The organism is Stagnihabitans sp., assembly GCF_964946895.1.
Genome location: NZ_CBBQHX010000006.1, coordinates 136,709 through 156,546, shown reverse-complemented (window position 1 = coordinate 156,546; position 19,838 = coordinate 136,709). Strand labels below are relative to the sequence as shown.

Annotated in this window: 8 protein-coding genes; 6 read left to right on the top strand and 2 right to left on the bottom strand. The window is 67.5% G+C overall.

Features of this window, described 5'->3' with window-relative positions:
* Window positions 1-28: 28 nt before the first annotated feature.
* Window positions 29-604 (bottom strand): alpha-L-arabinofuranosidase C-terminal domain-containing protein, encoded by a 576-nt coding sequence (locus AC1Y2B_RS06060; protein ID WP_482252169.1) that lies wholly within the window; start codon window positions 602-604, stop codon window positions 29-31.
* Window positions 605-788: 184 nt separating this feature from the next.
* On the opposite strand from AC1Y2B_RS06060, the gene AC1Y2B_RS06055 reads away from it, so the two are divergent.
* From AC1Y2B_RS06055 to AC1Y2B_RS06035, 5 genes are all read left to right on the top strand, one after another.
* The gene (locus AC1Y2B_RS06055) at window positions 789-1,088 is read left to right on the top strand and encodes a hypothetical protein (protein ID WP_482252168.1); all 300 of its coding nucleotides are present in this window, start codon (window positions 789-791) and stop codon (window positions 1,086-1,088) included.
* 173 nt (window positions 1,089-1,261) lie between these two features.
* Window positions 1,262-1,489: a hypothetical protein gene (locus AC1Y2B_RS06050; RefSeq protein WP_482252167.1), complete on the top strand. Its 228-nt coding sequence runs from the start codon at window positions 1,262-1,264 to the stop codon at window positions 1,487-1,489.
* 345 nt (window positions 1,490-1,834) lie between these two features.
* The gene (locus AC1Y2B_RS06045) at window positions 1,835-4,003 is read left to right on the top strand and encodes a peptidase domain-containing ABC transporter (protein WP_482252166.1); all 2,169 of its coding nucleotides are present in this window, start codon (window positions 1,835-1,837) and stop codon (window positions 4,001-4,003) included.
* 1 nt (window position 4,004) lies between these two features.
* On the top strand, window positions 4,005-5,303 hold the full coding sequence (locus tag AC1Y2B_RS06040) for an HlyD family type I secretion periplasmic adaptor subunit (protein ID WP_482252165.1): 1,299 nt from the start codon (window positions 4,005-4,007) through the stop codon (window positions 5,301-5,303).
* Between the two features lie 27 nt (window positions 5,304-5,330).
* Window positions 5,331-5,951 (top strand): class I SAM-dependent methyltransferase, encoded by a 621-nt coding sequence (locus AC1Y2B_RS06035; protein ID WP_482252164.1) that lies wholly within the window; start codon window positions 5,331-5,333, stop codon window positions 5,949-5,951.
* A gap of 732 nt (window positions 5,952-6,683) precedes the next feature.
* Here AC1Y2B_RS06035 and AC1Y2B_RS06030 read toward each other — a convergent pair.
* Window positions 6,684-8,543: an O-linked N-acetylglucosamine transferase, SPINDLY family protein gene (locus AC1Y2B_RS06030; RefSeq protein ID WP_482252163.1), complete on the bottom strand. Its 1,860-nt coding sequence runs from the start codon at window positions 8,541-8,543 to the stop codon at window positions 6,684-6,686.
* Between the two features lie 274 nt (window positions 8,544-8,817).
* Here AC1Y2B_RS06030 and AC1Y2B_RS06025 point away from each other — a divergent pair, with 274 nt between their 5' ends.
* Window positions 8,818-19,791 (top strand): beta strand repeat-containing protein, encoded by a 10,974-nt coding sequence (locus AC1Y2B_RS06025; protein ID WP_482252162.1) that lies wholly within the window; start codon window positions 8,818-8,820, stop codon window positions 19,789-19,791.
* Window positions 19,792-19,838: the final 47 nt, after the last annotated feature.

The window sequence follows — 19,838 nt, the reverse complement described above, 5'->3', positions numbered from 1 at the left end:
AAGGCGCCGGGGCTACCGGCGCCTACCGTCAAGTGCAGGTCATCTTTGGATGATCCGCTACCACCCTGTCGGCAAATCGCAGAAGCGAGACCTCTGTCACCAGATCATCCGTCGCATAGCGGTTGACCAAAAAGAACGTGCCTAAGCCCGCCTTTGCATCATGGGTACCGGCGATGTCGATGCAAGGCACGGTGTCGGCCATTTCGGCACCATATCCGGGCCATTTCACCGACAACTTCAGCGCCGTACCGTGCCCGAAGGTCCAGTCGAAGCGATCAGGATAATAGATCGTCTGCCGCCGGGCAGCCCCACCCGGCTCTGTCATGATCGCGGCAATCACGTTCACCGGGTGCGCTCTGCAGGCGATCTTCACCACATTTGACGTGCGAATGAAGGTGACGAGGGTGGAAGCGCCCTGCAGGACATCTTCGAAGGTGTAGATACACTTCAGCAGCCGCGGCGCGGTCCTGCGCGTTGGAATGAAACCAGACGTTCCACTCAACAAAGCGAATGCTGATTGCGGGCATCGGCTTGGTGGCGACCCTTGTCGCACAAGCCGATGAACTCCTGCACGCCGACCGCGGTGCTGTCTGACGTGTGCCATGCAAGGTCCAGCCGTATCGGCCGGTCTTCCCGTCGTCAGACGCCGTTTTCCCATTTGCCGCCCTGATGGCGCCCGCCAGGAATGTCAGGCCGGCATTCTCAATCGCCTGAAGACTGGATGAGGGCGAAGATTGCAGCAGTGCCAGCCGCGAAGCGATGTCGCTGACGTTGAGGGCGCCGGCGTCATGCAGCACCTTCAGACTGGCGATCCTTGCGGGCGAAGCGAACGCCATGAGAATCTCGATCCCGCCATGGGGATTCACGATCAGGAATTGGCGGCGCGTGGTCAGGTCCTTGGACCGCGGATCCAGGGCCGCACGAATATCGGCCTGACCGAGGCCGCAAAGGCGCGGCTGAAGGGGGCGATGCTGGGGGTCTTGGCGCGTGACGGCAGCCATTCCTGGATCGTGATCCGGACCCTGACCAACCAGGGCTCGCGCACCCGGCTGTGCGATGACGCGGCGCATCGGGCTTGGCTGGAATAAAGCTTTGCCGAGCTGAAGGCGCGCGATCCCGCCCGACGGATCTGCGACAATTCTGCCTGTCAGGGCAATTTCCATGTGAGGGGCGATCTGGACGACTTTCATACCTACCGTTCGGTTCGCGAACGCTGCGAGGAATGGGACGCGCTGACGCGGGAATTCACGCTGAGGACGGCGTGGACCTGGCCGCCGTTGGGCGACGGCGTCCGGCGTGGGGACGCGTCAGCTTGGGGCGTGTCGTGGGCTGGTTCCACAAACCTGTCGCCCTGATTGGCGAAAGGCGCTTGGGGCAGGGCGGTCTTGTCGCTGCGACCTTTCGTCAGAGGGCGACGGATACCCCGCAGGCCCTTGCGCTGATCGACGCTTTGGTGGCGCAGGTGGCGGCCTTGCTGACAAAGCGCTGACCGGGTCCGCTGACAGGTCGGCGATCGCGTCTCGCGAGGGATTTTTGAAGGCAGACCGGTTTGGAAGCGGTCTGAAGGCCTTGAAGACCGGTCGGCGGGGCTGGCGAGGGCCAGATCGTGGCGTCTTGCGCCGCAACGCCCGGCGCACGCATCTTGATCCCATGACGCCCGTTCAGGCCCGGCTCATCGCCAGAAGATCCAGCTGTCCCGGCGGATCAAAGCGGCGCGCGCTTCGTTCAAATCCAAGACAAAAGCCTGATAGTCTTTCGCTGGGCGCTTGTGTTGCAGGCTTGCGGCCGGTGCGCCTTCACTGGACGTTAAGGACAAGCGGCCTAGGGTCCGGGCATGAGTGTTTCAGACCCCAAACTGGCCAGAGAACTGGCGCTGCGCCATCATCAGATGTCGGCCTTGCGGGCGACATTCCTGATCGCGGCGCATCATGGTGTGGCCCTGCGGCCCGAAGATCTGCCCCGCCTGGTTGAGGGGGATATCGCACCGACCGTGGCGGCGACGCTGACGGCCTCGGGCTTCAAGGTCAAGCTGGTGGAACGCGGGACCTGGGCGAAAATCTCGCGGCTTGGCACCGCATATCCCGCCATGGTCGGCGGCAAGGACGGGGCCTGGCTGATCGCCGTGGCCATCCTGCCCAGTGGCGACATCGCCATTCTTGACCCCGCAGAAGAGGCGAAGGGTGTGCAAACCCTGACCCGGGCCCGCTTTCTGGAAATTTGGGACGGACGTATCCTTCTGGCCCGCCCCGTCCCCAAGGTTGAGGATCAACCCTTTGGTCTGGCGTGGTTCTTGCCAGCGCTGTACGCGCAAAAGGGGCTTCTGGCAGGGGTTGCGCTGGCCGTCGTCACCGGCAACCTGATCGCCTTCGCACTGCCCTTGCTGTTTCAGGTGCTGATCGACCGGGTGATCGCGCATCAGGCATGGAACACACTGGCGGCGATTGTCTCGATCTTCATCCTGCTTGCGGCTTTTGATGCGGCCTTCACCTACACCCGCCAACGCCTGATGCTGATTGCGGGGGGCAAGATCGACGCCGTGATGGGCGCGCGCAGCTTCGCGCAGCTTCTGGCTCTGCCCCTGTCGGTGTTTGAAACGACACCGGCCGGCGTCATGGCACGCCACATGCAACAGACGGAAAAGATACGCAATTTCCTGACCGGGCGCCTGTTCCAGACCCTGCTGGACGCGGCCTTCCTGCCCTTGCTTCTGGGCATCCTCATGCTTCTTTGCGGCCCGCTGACGCTGGTGGTGCTGGGCTTTGCCACGGCCATCGCGGGGGTGATCGGTGCCCTGTTGCCGCTGTTTCGCCGCCGGCTGAATGCGCTCTATCAGGCTGAGGCGGGGCGGCAGGCGCAACTTGTCGAAACCCTGCACAACATGCGGGCGGTCAAGTCTCTGGTGCTGGAACCCTCGCGCCGGAAGGCCTGGGAGGACAGTCTGGCCGGAACCCTGCGGCGGCAATGGGATGTGGGGGCGATTGCGGCGCTGGCGGCGTCGGCGACTGGGTTTCTGGAAAAGCTGATGCAGATCAGTGTGATAGGCTATGGAGCTGCGCTGGTGCTGCAAGGGCGGCTGACGACCGGCGCCCTCGTGGCCTTTCTGATGCTGGCGGGCCGGGTCACCGGACCGTTGGTGCAGATCGTCGGCCTGATCAACGAATATCAAGAGGCAGCCCTGTCGGTCCGCATGCTGGCCGGCGTTCTGAACCAAAAGCCCGAACGCGGCACACAGGCCCGCCCGGCCCGGCATCCCATCGGCGGCCGCCTGCGGTTCGAAGCGGTCAGTTTCACCTATCCCGGCGCCGTGACCCCAGCCCTTGACCGGGTCAGTTTCGAGATAACGCCGGGTCAGGTGATTGGCGTTGTCGGGCGGTCGGGGTCTGGCAAGACCACGCTGACGCGCCTGATCCAGGGCATTGAAACGCCGCAGGCCGGGCTGATCCAGATCGACGGCGTGGACATCCGCCAGATCGACCTGGACCACCTGCGCCGCAGCCTGGGCGTCGTGCTGCAAGAAAACCTGCTGTTTCGCGGCACGATTCGCGACAATATCGCCATGTCGCGCCCCGACGCCGGTCTGGAAGAGGTGCTGATCGCCGCCAAACTCGCCGGGGCGGAAGAGTTCATCCGCCGCCTGCCGCTTGGCTTTGACACGCCAATCGAAGAAGGGGCGGCCAATCTGTCGGGGGGGCAACGCCAACGCCTGGCCATCGCCCGCGCCTTGATGAGCGCGCCCAAGATCCTGGTGTTTGACGAGGCAACCTCGGCGCTGGACCCGGAAAGTGAGGCCGTGGTGAACCGCAACCTTGCTGCCATTGCCAAGGGCCGCACGGTGATCGTGGTGTCGCACCGCCTGTCATCCTTGGTCAAGGCCGACCGGATTGTCGTTCTGGATCAAGGTCAGGTCGTCGATATCGGCCCCCATGCCGTACTTGTGTCTCGCTGCGAGATTTACCGACACCTTTGGCAGCAGCAGACCGAGCATCTGACAGGGGTGAACTGACGTGAGGCTTGCCCGCGAAGCGCTGGAGTTTCAGGCCGACCTTGACCGGCTGGTGGCCGAACCCGCGCCGCTGATCCTGCGGCTTTGGCCGGCGTTGGGACTGGCATTGATCCTGTCCCTCGTGACGCTGGCCAGCCTTGTGCAGTTGGACGTCGTGGTCACTGCCCGGGGCCGGATCGCCGCCGATGCGCCACCAGCCATCCTTGCCCCGATGAGTCCGGCGGTGCTGCGCGATCTTCTGGTCCATCCGGGAGACAAGGTCGTCAAGGGGCAGGTCGTTGCCCGACTTGACCCAACCTTGCCGGATGCCGACCGCGCAGCGCTTCAGGCCCAGTTGGCGTCGCTGAACGCTCAGGCCGCACGGCTGGATGCGGATCTGTCCGGTCAGCCGATGTCCGCAGATACCGCAGATATGGTTCTGCAAGCGCAGGTACAGGCACAACGGTCCAGCCTTGCTGCCGCCCAAAGGGCGCAACTGCAAACAGCCCGGGATGCCGCCGCGGATGCACTTCAGGCCGAAGATCGCGCCGGCGGTGGTCTGGCCGACCGCCTGTCGATTGCCCGTCAGGTCGAGGATATGCATGCCAGGCTGGCGGCCAGCCAGACCGGATCGCGCCTTGCCGCGCTGGAGGCGGAGCTGGCGCGCATCGACGCCGAAGCTGCGTTGAACCAGCACGAGGCGCGGTTGAAAGACCTGTCGGCCCGTCTTGCCGGGGCCGAGGCCGCGCTGTCGGCCTATGACAGCGACCGCCGCCGCGCCGATCTTGAGGCTTTGGCTGCCCTGCGCCCGCAGATCGCCGATCTGCAGGAAGCCCTGTCGAAGGCCCGTCGGCTGGCCGCCCTGTCGGATCTTGTTGCCCCCGGCCCCGGGGTGGTGATCTCGGTCGCCCAAGGCGGCCCCGGCTCGGTCTTGGCCGAGGGCACGCCGGTGGTGGTTCTGGTTCCTTCGGATGTGCCGCTGGTCGCGGAGATCAGCCTGCGATCCGCTGACGCGGGCGCAGTGGCGCCTGGTGACCCGGTGAATCTGAAGATTGACGCCTTCCCCTGGCGTCGCCACGGCGCGTTGACCGGTCGCTTGATTGACATCTCCAGCGCCTCTTTCACGCCCGATGGCGCAACCGAGGCGCAACATCCCGCCCGCGTCAGCCTGTCGGGCAATCTCCACGATTTGGCCGATGGCACCTCGCTGTTGCCGGGCATGACGCTGGAGGCTGATGTGAAAACCGGCACCCGCTCGGTGCTTGACTACTTCCTCGACCCGCTGTTGCGCGGTCTGAACGAGGCTTTGCGCGAACCCTGAGTTTCCCTGATCCAGAAAGGACAGACCATGACCATCGTCACCACGCCGTCACTTGAAACCTCAGAGGTCGTCATGCCGCATTTCGGCCCGCCGGAGCCGAGCCGCGTGCTGCACGTGGGTTGCGGGATTGCTGACCCTTCCAAACTGCCGGCTGCCTTCTTTCCCGCCGGAGAATGGCGCGAGGTGCGGCTGGATATTGATCCCGGCGTGGCGCCCGACATCGTGGCCTCGATCACCGATATGGCCGTCGTGGCCACGGGCTCGGTGCAGGCCGTATGGTCAGCGCATAATCTGGAACATCTGGCTGCGCATGACGTGCCTTTTGCCCTGGCCGAGTTTCACCGGGTTCTGGCGCCGGGAGGGTTTGCCCTGGTCACGATGCCGGATCTGCAACAGGTCGCGGCCCTTGTGGCCGAGGGCAAGCTGGAGGATGCGGCCTATATGTCTGCCATGGGCCCGATTGCCGCCCTTGACATGCTGTACGGCCACCGTGCCTCGATCGCGTCGGGCAACCATTTCATGGGGCACCGCACCGGTTTTGTGGCCACGACCCTGGCCCGCCATCTGGAGGCCGCCGGCTTCCAGAATGTTCGCGTCCAGCGTGATGGCCATTTCGCGCTGTGGGCGTCCGGGGTTAAGGCCCTCTAGGGGCGCAAACCTCTGGGCTAGCGGGGGGTTATGCCCCTGCCGTCACGCGGTGTTGCCGCGATGAGGGTCGGCTTTCCGACCCTTGTCGATTGGGGCGAGGTTGACCGATGCCGGGCCGGTAAGGCGGCTGGTGTCGATGTATTTCACGTGTGCTGCCATGGAGGGCACCCTTGGCTTTCGCCCGGCCTTCGGGGCAAAGCTGTTCGGCGGCGTGCCCGTCGCCTGCCCGGTCCCCCGGGGTCCCTAGCTGGCGCTTCTCAAACGCGCGCCGGTCTTCTGACCGGCAGATGGCGCACGGCACGGCTGACCTTCGCTGCGTCGCAGGCGGGCAAGGCGCTGCGGTTTGCAACTGTCGCGGCCACTCCGCGTGCCGGTCGTTTACCTGCGGATGACACACGAGGCTTTTGAGATTGGATGGGGAGGCGATGGCCACCGGCGCCAAGATCTTCAGGGGGCACTGACAAAACGTGGGCAGGTCTTGCGAAGCGGTCATGACGGGCGACACGCCCGATATGGGTCAAGGTGATGACTGGCAATGCGTTGCGGTTTTCAACTGTCACAGCCGAAACGCAGATGGGGCTTTTGAGGGCAAGCTGACGATGGGTGTGTCGGACACCTCGCGCCAGTCGTCTGAAAATCCTCGGGTTGTGGATGCGATAGGGGCGGCCTTTGGGCTGAATTCGGGCCCGTGACGGCTGAAAGCCGCAAACCCTTCCGCCATGCGACCTGAGCTTAGGACCGCTTCCACACCGATTGCAGGGCCGCTTCGAAGCGGGCCGCGAAACCGGCGGCGTCGCCTAGCGTGCGGGCCCAGGCATCGCCGGACAGATGCGCCTTCATCCAGTGATGCGCGACACGGTTGCGGCACAACATGATGGCGCGGGCCTCGTATTCGGCCTGGGAGGTGGTGATCCCCTCGGTCAGCCCGACCGCCATCAGCAGGCTGGAGGCCATGCGGGCAGCGAAGGCCTTGCCCTGCAGCGTCACGATCGGCAAGCCCATGCGCAAGGCGTCCGAGGCGATTGTGCCGGCATTGTAGGGATGGGTGTCAAGGAACAGGTCGGCCAGCGCCAGCCGGGCGCGGTAGCGGTCGGGGTCGACGCGGGGGGCGAAAATCAGCCGCTCGGCCCGCAGCCCCTTGGCGTGCCAGCGGGCGGTCAAGGCGGCGCGGCTTTCGGGGTTGTCGTCGATCAGCCACAGGACCGAGCCTTCGGTGGCGGCGAGGATCCGGCACCAGCCCTCCCAGACCTCTTCCGTCAGTTTGTAATGATGGGAGACGCAGGTGTAGACGAAGGCCTCGTCGGGAAGGCCTTCGGCCGCGCGGGACACGGGCGGAAGGGTCGGGGCGCGGCTGTCGTTGGCTTGATAGCAGCCGGCAATGTGCAACGGGCGTGGGGCATAGTCAGCCGCCATGGCCTGCGGGATCGTCACCTCATCACACAGGATATAGTCAAGTTCTGGCAAGGGGATCGGGCCGATATAGCCCAGATAGGTCGCCAGCACCGGCGCAGGTTTCCAGCGCAGGATGCCAAGGCGGGCACCTTTGGTCAGACCGTTCAGGTCGATCAGAATGTCGATCTCATCGGCCACCATGGCGCGGGCGGCGGCCTCATCCGAAAGGCCGTGGATCGGGATGTGGTGATCGAGGCCGCCCAGCACGCGGGCGCGGATGTCACTGCCATCCTCAGGGGAGGCGTCGTAGCCATAGATCTCGAACCTTGAGCGGTCGTGCCGTTCCAGCAATTCGGCGATCAGGAAGCTCATCGCGTGCCTGCAGAAATCGGTCGAGAGATATGCCAGCCGAATTCGGTCATGGGCATAGCCCATGACCGGGGCCAGATGGTGCGGCGCAGGCGGCGCCTTGCGCGCTATCCAGTCGGCGGCGCTGGCCGCCTGCAGCCTGGGATCGTCATAAAGGGCCAGGGCGGCGAGGGGGCCGCAATGAAAGGCCGCTTCGGCATCGGTCAGCGCCGGCACCCCCAGCGCGGTTACCGGCCAGGCGGTGGTACGCTGGCGGATATGGACGAGGTGTTGCTGCACGTCCTCCTGATGCGGCGCAATCAGCAGCGAGGCGCGCAATTCCTCGGCGGCGGGGCCCAGGCGGCCCTGGGCTTCCAGCACGCGGCCAAGCTGGTTGTGCAGCATCTGACGCAAGTTGGCCGGCGGCAACGCGGCGCGCCAGGCGCCCAGCGCGGCCTCCGTCTGGCCGGCGGCTTCCAGCGCTGAGCCGAGGTTGATGGCGGCCTCTGTCATGTCTGGCTTCAGGCGCAGGGCGCTGCGATAGGCCTGCGCCGCACCCGAAGGATTGGCCGCCTTCATCCGCGCCACGCCAAGGTTGAACCAGGCCGCACAGGCCGGCAGTTCGGTGCCATGCGCGCCAAGCCAGAATTCATAAAGTGCCATGCCATCGTCGGCCGAAGCCTCTTCGGCCAGCCGCACGAGCGCCAGCAGGTCCAGCCCCGCCACCGCCCGGCCCAGATAGGCCAACTCTGCCACCGGTACGGCGGACAGCCCCCCCGGACGCTGCATGGCGCGGCGCAGGCTGGCGTCATCGCCGGGCAGGGGAAAGGGCAGAAGAACAGGCATCGACATCGGCAACCTCCGTGGCTTTGCGCAAGACTGGCGCGAAAAGGGTGAACGAGGGGTGAACAGCGTCGGCATAAAATCGGATCGCGCGGCACATTTTTCTAAAATCTTCGGTTCTTTTCCGGCGGCAAACGCGGCTCCATGCCCCGGTTTCACGTCTTGTTCACCGATTCATAAGGCTCGCCTGCCAGCCTGCCGGGGAGCATCGCGCCCAAAACGGGCAGCGTCGGGAAGGGGTAAGGCCGCCTCCCGCATTGTCCCTTGTCAGTCGGAGCATCCCATGACGACGATTTCCACGCTGTCCACCGCCCAGATCGCGGCGCTGTCCACCACAGCCATCGCGGCGCTGACCACGGCGGATATCCAGTCGTTGACGACGGTGCAGCTGCCGGCGCTGACCACGGCACAACTGGCGGTGTTGAGCACCGCACAGGTCGCGGCGCTGATGTCGACGCAGGTGGCAGCGCTGTCGACCGCGCAGGTGCATGGCTTGTCCAGTACGCAGGTGGGGGCCATCAGTTCAACGGCGATCGCGGGTCTGGGGTCAGCGGCGCTGGTGGCCCTGTCGACGGCGCAGGTCGCGGCGTTGGGGTCCCAGCAACTGGCGGCGATCAGCACGGCAGCGATTTCGCATATGGATCTGGCGGATGTCGCGGCCATCACCACGGCGGCAATCAAGGGCCTGACCACGGCGCAGATCGGTGCGATGGACGGCGCCCAGATTGCCGCTTTGACGACGGCACAGATTGCAGCCCTTCCGGTGGCCGATCTGGGCAAGCTGGCGTCAAGCGATATCGCGGGCCTGTCGACGGCGCAGATTGCCGCGCTGTCGACGGCGCAGATGGCGGCCCTGAGTTCGACGCAGATTGCCGGGCTGACCACGGACCAGACGGCGGCGCTGACCACGGTGCAGATTGCGGCCCTGTCGACGGCAGGGCTGAAGGGGCTTGGCGCGGCCGATGCAGCGGCGCTGACCACGGCGCAGGCGGCGTCCTTGACCTCGGCGCAGGTCGCGGCCCTGTCGACGGCGGCAGTGGCGCATCTAGACACAGCGGATGTGGCCGCGCTGACCACGGCCGCGATCAAGGGCTTGGGTTCGGCACAGCTCGGGGTGATGACCTCGGCCCAGATCGCCGCGATGGGCACCGGACAGATTGCCGCCCTGTCGACAGCGGCGGTGCCCAAGCTGACCACCTCGGCGATGGAGGCGCTGTCGACGGAACAAATCGTGGCGCTGACCACCGGGCAGATCAACGCGCTGACCTCTGGCCAGTTGGCGGTTCTGGGAACGGATCAGGTCGCGGCGCTGACCACCGCGCAGGTGGCCGCGCTGGCGACGGCGGCGCTGGGTGGCATCGGCTCGGCCGATATCGAGGCTTTGGGGACGGCGCAGGCGGCGGCCCTGACCTCGGCCCAGCTTGGGGCCCTCAGCACGGGGGCGATTTCGCATCTGGGCACGGCGGATGTGGCCGCATTGGGCGCGGGGGCGATCAAGGGTCTGACCTCGGTGCAGGCGGCGGTGCTGACAACTGCGCAGGTGGCAGCACTGACCACGGCGCAGGTGGCCAATCTGGCGGCAACCAGCGTGGCCAAATTGTCGAACGCCGCCGTCGGGGCAATGTCCACGGCGCAGGTCGCGGCCTTGACCACCGCGCAGTTGACCGGCCTGACCTCGGGTCAGGTTGCTGCCCTGACGACGGCACAGGTCGCGGGTCTGACAACTGTGCAGATTGCCGCCCTGCCGACGGCGGGGCTGATCGGCCTGACCACCACGGATGTGGTGGCGCTTGAAACCGCGCAGGTTGCGGCGCTGAGTTCGGGCCAGGTCTCTGCCCTGACCACCGCCGCGATTGCCAAGCTTGAGACGGCTGATATCGTGGCACTCGGCTCCACCGCGATCAAGGGTCTGACAACGCTGCAGATGGCCGCGCTGACCACGGCACAGGCGGCGGCACTGACCACAGCACAGATCGCCAGCCTGTCGGCGGCGCAGGTGGCCAAGCTTTCGACGGCGGATCTGGCCGGCATGTCGACCGCACAGATTGCCGCCTTGACGACGACGCAGGTGGCGGGGCTGACCTCGGCCCAAATGGGCGGGCTGACCACGGCGCAGATCGCCAACCTGACCACCGCGCAGGTCGCCGCCCTCGCCACTGCCACGCTGCAAGGGCTTGAGACGGCAGATATCGTTGCGCTGGGCACGGTGCAGGCGGCGGCCCTGACCTCGGGTCAGATTGCCGCGCTGGTCGCCACCACGCTCGCGAAGATGGAAACGGCGGATCTGGCCGCCGTGACCTCGAGCGCGATCAAGGGGCTGACCTCGGCGCAGATCGTGGCTCTGACCACGACGCAGGTCGCGGCCTTGACCACGGCGGATGTGCTGGCGCTGTCGACGGCGCAGATCTCGAAACTGACGACGGCGCAGGTTGCGGCGCTGACCACGGCGCAGGTGGCCGCCCTGACCACGGCGCAATTGGCGGGTCTGAGCACTGCGCAGGTGGCGGCACTTGGAGGCACCCAGGTTGCCGCCCTGACCACCGGTCAGGTCGCAACCCTGTCCACCGCCCAGCTGGGCCAGTTCGGGACTGAGGAGATGGCCGCGCTGACCACGGCACAGGCGTCGGCCCTGACAACGGGGCAGATCGCGCTCCTGACCTCGGCTCAACTGGGCGCGCTGGGATCGGATGACGTTGCGGTGTTGAGCACGGCGCAAGTCGCGGCGCTGACCCCGGGCGCGCTGGCCGGTCTGACCTCGGCCGAGGCGGCTGCGCTGACGACGGCAGAGGCGGCGGTCCTGACCTCGGCCCAGCTTGGCGTTCTGTCCACGGCAGCGGTGGCAGCCCTGCGGACGGCAGAGATGGCAGCCCTGACGACTGCCGCCCTGCGGGCGCTGACCACGGCGCAGCTGTCGGCACTTGGCGCGGCCCAGATCGCGGCGCTGACCAATTCGCAACTGGCGGCACTGAGCACGGCACAGTTCGTCAGCCTGCCGGCGGCGGGTATTGCGGCGTTGAGCACGGGCCAGATTGCGGCCCTTGGCACCGGGCAGGTGGCGGCGCTGACCACGGCGCAGGTTGGTGCGTTGACCACCGATCAGACAGCGGCGCTGACCACGGCGCAGATCGCGGCGCTGACGACGGCGGGCCTGCAGGGCCTGACCACGGCGGATACGGTGGCCCTGACCACCGGTCAGGCGGCGGTTCTGAGTTCGGCACAGATGGCGGCCCTGTCGACTGCCGACCTTGCCGCGATGGAGACGGCGGATGTGGCTGCGCTGACCACCACGGCTTTGCACGGCCTGTCGACAGGCCAGATGGCAGCCCTGACCCCCGATCAGGTGGCGGGCCTGACGACGGCTGAGCTCGCGTCGCTGACCACGGGGCAGGTGGCCGCAATCGGCTCTGCGGCGGTGGCGGCGATGAGCACGGGGCAGACGGCGGCTTTGACGACAGGTCAGATCGCGGCGCTGGGCACGGCACAGGTTGCAGCCCTGACCACGGCGCAGGCTGCGCATCTGACCATCGGCCAGATCGGCGCGCTGACCCCGGCGGCCTTGGCGGCGCTGACCACGGCCGATGTCGCGGCCCTGACGACGGCGCAGGTCAATGCCTTGACGACAGCGCAACTTCTGGCGCTTCCGACCGCGAGTTTTGCCGCCCTGACCACCGGGCAAGTGGTTGCGCTGAGCAGCGGGCAGGTTCAGGCCCTTGGCTCGACGCAGGTGGCGGCGCTGACGACGGCGCAGACCGCCGCGCTGACCACGGCAGAGATTGCCGCCTTGTCCACGGCAGCGCTGGTGGGTCTGACGACGGCGGATGCCGTGGCGCTGATCCCGGTGCAGACGGCGGCCCTGACCTCGGCACAGGTCGGCGCGCTGGCGACAGCAACGCTTGCGGCGCTGGAGACGGCGGATCTCGCCACATTGACGGCGGCGGCAATCAAGGGGCTGACCACGGCGCAAGTCGCGGCGCTGACCACCGGACAGGTGGCGGCGCTGACCAATCCGCAGCTTTCGGCCCTGAGCACGGCGCAGGTCCAGCAACTGACGACAGCGGATGTTCAGGGCCTGTCGACGGCACAGGTTGCCGCGATGACGACGCAGCAGGTGGCGGCGCTGACCTCGACGCAGGTTGCGGCGCTGACCACGGCGCAGGTCGCCCATATGACCATCCAGCAGATCGCGGCCTTGACCACGGCGGGGTTGCAGGGCCTGTCGACGGCGGATGCGGTGGCCTTGACCACCGGGCAGGCGGCAGCGCTGTCTTCGGGGCAAGTGGCCAACCTGTCGACGGCAGCGATTGCGGCGCTTGAGACGGCGGATCTGGTCGCCCTGACAACGACGGCGGTCAAGGGCTTGAACACCACGCAGATCACGGCTTTGGGCGCGGCGCAGGTGGCGGCGCTGACCACGGCGCAGGTCGCAGCCCTACCCACGGCCTCGGTCACGCGGATTGGCACGGCCGCGCTGGCCGCGATGTCGACCACGCAGGTGGCGGCCTTTACCAACGGTCAGATGGCGGCGCTGACCTCGGCACAGGTCGGGGCTTTGACCACGGCGCAGATGGCGGCGTTTTCGGCCGGGCAGGTCGGGGCCCTGACCGCGGCCAGCCTCGCCGGGCTGACGAGCGCCGATCTGGTGGCCATGACCACGGCGCAGGCCGCGGGCCTCGGCTCGGCGCAGGTGGCGGCACTGCCCGCCGCGATCATCGCGCAGATGGAAACGGCGGATCTGGCGGCCATCACCACCTCGGCGCTGCGAGGTTTGACCACGGCGGAGGCGGCGGCCCTGACCACAGATCAGATCGCCGCCCTGACCAATGGGCAGGTGGCGGCCCTGTCGACGGCGGCAGTCTCGCATCTGACGACGGACGAGCTTGGGGCCATGTCGACCGCGCAGGTTGCGGCGCTGACGGTGGGTCAGGTGGCGGGCCTGACCTCGGCACAGGTCGCCGCCTTGTCGACCGATCAGGTGGCAGGACTGACCACAAGTCAAGTGGCGGCCCTGTCTTCGGCCGGTTTGGCGGGTCTGGGCAGCGATGCTTTGGTGGCCTTGACCACGTCGCAGGCGGCCGCGCTGACCTCGGGCCAGATCGCGGCGCTGGATGCGGCGGTCCTCGCGCAGATTGAAACGGCTGATCTTGCCGCGCTGACGACGGGCGCGGTGCGGGGTCTGACCTCGGCCCAGGTGGCCGGTTTGTCGACGGATCAGATTGCGGCGGTGACCACAGGTCAGATCGTGGCGCTGTCAACGGCGGCGGTGGCGGGCTTGAGCACGGATGACGTGGCGGCCCTGTCGACCGACCAGATCGCGGCGCTGACCACGGCGCAGGTGGCGGCGCTGACCTCGGCGCAGGTTGCGGCCCTGACGACGGATGAGGTCGTGGCTTTGACCACGGGTCAAGTCGCGGCCTTTGCCACGGCGGCCCTGGCGGGTCTGGGCAGCGACGCAATCGTGGCGCTGTCGACCGATCAGGCGGCGGCGCTGACCTCGGCCGAGGTCAGCGCCCTTGCCCCCAATGTTCTGGCACAGATGGAGACGGCGGATCTGGCCGCCCTGACCACCGGCGCCCTGCGCGGCCTGACCACGGACGAGGTGTCCAGCCTCAGCACCGATCAAGTCGTGGCGCTGACAACCGGGCAGGTGGCCTCGCTGTCAACGGCGCAGATCGCGGCGATCGACACCTCGGGTGTGGCGGCGATGGGGACGGATCAGGTTGCCGCCCTGACATCGGCGCAGATCGCGGCCCTGACGGCGGACCAACTGGGTGCTCTGACGACGGATCAGGTGGCGGGATTGTCGACCGATCAGATCACAGCCTTGACCAGCATGGCCTTGGCGGGTCTGGGCAGTGACGATCTTGTGGCGCTGACCACGGCACAGGCGGCGGCGCTGAGCTCGGGCCAAGTCGGGGCGATTGCCGCGACAGTGATTTCGGCAATGGAGACGGCGGATCTGGCGGCGGTGACGGTGGCCGCGCTGGCCGGTCTGAGCAGCGATCAGGTGGCAAGCCTTGGCTCTGATCAGATCGCAGCGCTGACCACGGCGCAGGTCGCAGCGCTGAGCACCGATCAGGTGGCAGCCCTGTCGGTCGACGGCATCGCGGCGATGTCGACGGCACAGGTGGCCGCCCTGACCACGGTAGAGGTTGCGGCCCTGACCTATGATCAGGTGGGCGCGCTGACCACGGCGCAGGTTGCCCATATGACGACCGGCCAGATTGCCGCACTGACCACGGATGCCTTGCCGGGCTTGGGCACGGCGGATCTGGTGGCGCTGACCACGGCGCAGGCGGCGGCCCTGTCTTCCAGCCAGATCGGCGTGATCGACCCCACGGTTCTGGCGCAGATGGAGACGGCAGACCTTGCTGCGCTGGCCACCTCGGCCTTGGCCGGGCTGACCACCGATCAGATCGCAGGCCTTGCCATCATTCAGGTGGCGGCCTTGACCACCGATCAGGTGGCCGTGCTCAGCACCGATCAGGTGGCGGCGTTGACCTCGGATGGCGTGGCGGCCCTGTCAACCGATCAGATCGCGGCGCTGACCTCAGGTCAAGCGGCGGTTCTGACCGCGGATCAGGTGACGGCGCTGTCGACAGACCAGATCGCGGCGCTGACCACAGCAGATATCAACGTCCTGTCGACGGATGCCTTGGCCGGATTGACCACAGCGGATATCGTGGCCTTGACCACCGCACAGGCGCATGCCCTGACCTCGTCGCAAGTGGGCGCCTTGGACGCCAGCCTGATCGCCGCGTTTGAGCCGGCCGACCTTGCTGCCCTGCGCACCAATGCGCTGCGTGTTCTGGACCCGACCGAGATTGCGGCGTTTGGCACGGCGCAGATCGCCGCCTTGACGACGGTGCAACTGGCCAATCTGAAGACCCAGCAGGTTGCGGCGATATCAACGGCGGGCATTGCAGCGATGTCGACGGCGCAGGTTGCAGCGCTGACCACGGCAGAGGTGGCGGCGCTGGGGTCTGATCAGGTTGCGGCGCTGACCGCGGCGCAGGTCTCGCATCTTTCCACCGCGCAGGTGGCGGCAATGACAACGCAGGCGCTGGCGGGGATGACCTCGGCAGGTGTCGGTGCCCTGACCACGGCGCAGGCGGCGATCTTGACGTCGGCGCAGGTGGCGGCTTTGGATGCGGCCTCGATTGTGGCGCTGAGTTCGGCGGATGTGGCGGCGTTGACCACCAGCGCCCTGCGCGGCCTGACCACCGCAGAGGCGGCGGCCTTCGGTTCGGCCCAGGCCGCAGCCCTGACCACGGCGCAACTGGCGGCGATGACCACGGCGCAGGTCGGCAATCTGGGCACGGCGGCGGTGCGGGCGCTGTCGACGGCGCAGGTCGCTGCCCTGACCTCGGCGCAGGTGGCAGCTTTCGGGACGGCGCAGGTCGCGGCTTTGACGACGGCCCAGGTCTCCAAACTGAGCACGGCGCAAGAGGTGGCGCTGTCGACAGCGCAGATTGCGGCGCTGGGCACGGGCCAGATCGCCGCGCTGACGACGGCGCAGGTGGCGGCGCTGACGACAGCGCAGGTTGCCGCCCTGACCACGGTGGACGTGGCCGCGATGACGACGGCCCAGATCGCAGCCCTGACCACGGCACAGTTTGGCACCCTCAGCCTCGGCCAGTTCGGGGCGCTGACTGGCCCGCAACTGGCGGCCCTGACCACGACGCAGATCGCCAAGTTGACCACGGCGCAACTGGGCGTGCTGGGCACAGCGCAGATTGCCGGGCTGACCACGGCGCAGGTCTCTGTTCTGACCTCTGGGCAGATCGCCTCGCTGACCACGGCCGATGTCGGCGCCTTGACCACTGCGCAGGTTGCGGTGCTGAGTTCGGTGCAGGTGGCGGGCCTGTCGACGGCGCAGGTTGTGGCGCTGTCCACCGATCAGGTGGCGGCCCTGACCACCGCGCAGGTTGCGGGGTTGAGCACGGGACAGGTCGCGGCCCTGTCGGCAGGGCAGGTTGGCGCCCTGACTACAGCACAGGTCGCTGCCCTGTCGACCGGGCAAATCACCAAACTGTCGACGGCCGATATCGATGCGCTGACCACCGCGCAGGCGGCGGCGCTGACCTCGGGCCAGCTTGTGGCGTTGACGACCGGGCAGGTCGCCGCCCTTGGCGCGGCTGAGGTTGCCGCCTTGACCACCGGCCAGATCACGAAGCTGACGACGGCGCAGGTGGCTTCCCTGACCACCGCGCAGGCGGCGGCGCTGACCACGGCGCAGATTGCCGCGCTGTCCACGGCGCAGGTGGCCAAACTTGGCACGGCGGATGTGGCGGCCCTGTCAGGTCCGCAGGTTGCGGCCTTGACGACCGCGCAGGTGGCAGTTCTGACCTCGGGCCAGATCGCAGCACTGACCACGGATGAGGCGGCAGGTCTGACCACTGACCAGATCGTGGCCCTCACCTCTGCCGCGCTGGCGGGGCTGGGCGCGGACGCGCTGGTGGCGCTGACCACGGCACAGGCCCATGTTCTGACCTCCACCCAGATTGCAACGGTGGGCACCACGGCGATTGCCGCAATGGAAACGGCGGATCTGGCGGCGCTGACCACGGCTGCCGTCAAGGGCATGACCACGGCCCAGATTGCGGCGCTGACCTCGGATCAGATCGCGGGATTGACCAACGCACAACTTGCGGCGCTGAGCACGGCGCAGGTCGCCAGATTCTCCACCGCTGATGTCGCAGCGTTGAGTTCGGGGCAAGTCGCGGCTCTGACGACGGCACAGGTGGCGGCACTGACCACGGCGCAGGTCGCCGCGATTGGCAGCGACCAGATCGCCGCGATGACCACGAGCCAGGTGGCCAAGCTGACCACGGCGCAGGTTCAGGCGCTGTCCACGGCGCAGGTGGCGGCGCTGACCCCGGCGCAGATTGCAGCGCTGTCGGCGGCTCAGGTGGCCAAATTCACCACGGCCGATGTGGCGGCTTTGTCGATGGCGCAGGTGGCAAGCCTGACCACGGCACAGATCGCAGGCCTTGGCTCGGCCCAGGTCGGGGCGCTTGGCACGGATGCCGTCGGCAGCCTGACCAACGCCCAGATCGCCGCCCTGACCACGGCGGCGCTGGCGGGCTTTGGGACGGCGGATGTCGTGGCCCTGTCGGCCGGACAAGCCGGCGCGCTGTCCTCGGCCCAGGTTGCGGCCCTCGGCACGGCAGATGTTGCCGCGATGGAGGTGGGGGATTTTGCCAGCCTCACCTCGGCCGCGGTCAAAGGCCTGACAGCGGCGCAGGTGGCGGCTCTCAGCTCGGATCAGGTGGCTGCGATGAAGGCGGGGCAGCTGGCCGCGCTGTCGACCAGTCAGCTGGCGCAGTTCAGCCCCGATGACATCGCGGCGCTCTCGGCCACCCAGATCACCGGGCTGACCACGGCGCAACTGTCCGGACTGACCACGGCGCAGGTCGCGGCGATTGGCACGGATCCGATTGCGGGTCTGGGCACGGCACAGGTGGCAAGCCTGACCACGGCGCAGGTGGCGGCCTTGACCACGGCGCAGATCGCGGCGCTTGATCCGACGCGGATCGCGGCCCTGACCACGCTGCAACTGCCGACCTTGAGCACCGCGGACATTGCCGCCTTGACGGTGGATCAGGCCGCAGCCCTGACCACGGCGCAGGTAGCGGCCCTGTCCACGGCGCAGATCGCAGCCCTTGGGTCGGATCAGGTCGCCGGCCTGACCACAGCGCAGGTGGCCAAATTGACCACGGCGCAGATCGCCGCGTTGGCCACCGACCAGATCGCCGCCCTGACCACGGCACAGATTGCCGCCCTGACCACCGCCCAGATCGGCAGGTTCTCGACCGCGGATCTGGCAGCGTTGAGCGTGGATCAGATTGCCGGCCTGACCACGGCGCAGGCGGCAATCCTGACATCGGCGCAGGTCGGTGCCTTGTCGACCGATCAGATCGGCGCCTTGACCCCGGATCAGGTCGGCGTCCTGACCACCGCAGCGCTCGCGGGCTTGGGCACGGCGGATGTCGTGGCCTTGACGGCGGATCAGACCGGGGCGCTGACCTCTGCCCAGATCGCCGTCCTGACCACATCACAGATCGCAGCCATCGAGGCGGAGGATTTTGCCGCCCTGACCACCGATGCCATCCGGGCGCTGACCTCTGCTCAGGTTGCAGCCTTGACCACGGATCAGGTTGCCGCCCTGACGACGGATCAGGTCGCCGTCTTGACGACGGTGCAGGTCGGGCGTCTGACCACGGCGGATATCGGGGCCATGACGGCGGACCAGGTGGCGGCGATGGATACCGCTGCCGTGGCGATCCTGACCTCGGCGCAAGTCGGGGCCCTCACAACTGAACAGGTGGCGGCCCTGACAACGGGGCAGGTGGTGGCGCTGACCACCGCCAGCCTGGCCGGGCTTGGCAGCGACGATGTCGTGGCGCTGACCACAGCGCAGGCCGCGGCACTCGGCTCGGCCCAGCTTGCGGTCTTGTCGACGGCAATCCTGTCGCAGATGGAGGCGGAGGATCTTGCCGCCCTGACCACCACCGCGATCCGCGGCCTGACCACGTCGCAGGTGGCCGCCCTGACCACGGGGCAGGTCCAGTCGCTGACCACCGATCAGATCGGGGCACTGACGTCGGCGCAGGTCACCAAACTGTCCACGGCGGATATCGGGGCGCTGACCACCGATCAGGTGGCGGCGCTGGCCACCGCACAGGTGGCGGCACTGGCTTCGGGTCAGGTGGCGGCCTTGACCACCGATCAGGTCGCGGCCCTGACCACGGGCCAGGTCGCGGCCCTGACCACGGCCGGACTTTCGGGCCTGTCGAGTGACGATGTGGTGGCGCTGTCCAGCGGTCAGGTCCATGCGTTGAGTTCGGCGCAGGTGGCAGCGCTGACCACGGCAGTCCTGACGCAGATGGAGGTGGCGGATTTTGCCGCCCTCAGCAGCGGGGCGATCAAGGGGCTGACAGGTGGCCAGTTGCACGCCCTGACCTCGGATCAGGTGGCGGCGCTGACCACGGGGCAGGTGACCGCGCTGACGACCGGACAAATTGCCGCGCTGGGCACGGTGCAGGTGACGGCGCTGTCGACCGGGGCAATTGCCGCCTTGACCACCGATCAGATGGTGGGCTGGACGACCGCCCAGATCGCCTCGCTGACGACGGCGCAGATCACGGCGCTGGAAACGGCGGATATCGCCGCCCTGTCCAACAGCCAGACCAGCGCCTTCACGCTGGCCCAGACATCGGTGATGACAAACGACCAGATTTCCGCCCTGTTCCTGTGACCACTGGCCCCGCGCCGCACAGGCGCGGGGCCGCACCTTGCCACCAG

Bases quoted from the DNA above. Each gene is read 5' to 3' on its own strand.
- AC1Y2B_RS06025 (WP_482252162.1), top strand. From the start codon at position 8,818: ATGACGACGATTTCCACGCTGTCCACCGCCCAGATCGCGGCGCTGTCC.
- AC1Y2B_RS06060 (WP_482252169.1), bottom strand. From the start codon at position 604: ATGGCACACGTCAGACAGCACCGCGGTCGGCGTGCAGGAGTTCATCGG.
- AC1Y2B_RS06055 (WP_482252168.1), top strand. From the start codon at position 789: ATGCAGCACCTTCAGACTGGCGATCCTTGCGGGCGAAGCGAACGCCAT.
- AC1Y2B_RS06045 (WP_482252166.1), top strand. From the start codon at position 1,835: ATGAGTGTTTCAGACCCCAAACTGGCCAGAGAACTGGCGCTGCGCCAT.
- AC1Y2B_RS06030 (WP_482252163.1), bottom strand. From the start codon at position 8,543: ATGTCGATGCCTGTTCTTCTGCCCTTTCCCCTGCCCGGCGATGACGCC.
- AC1Y2B_RS06035 (WP_482252164.1), top strand. From the start codon at position 5,331: ATGACCATCGTCACCACGCCGTCACTTGAAACCTCAGAGGTCGTCATG.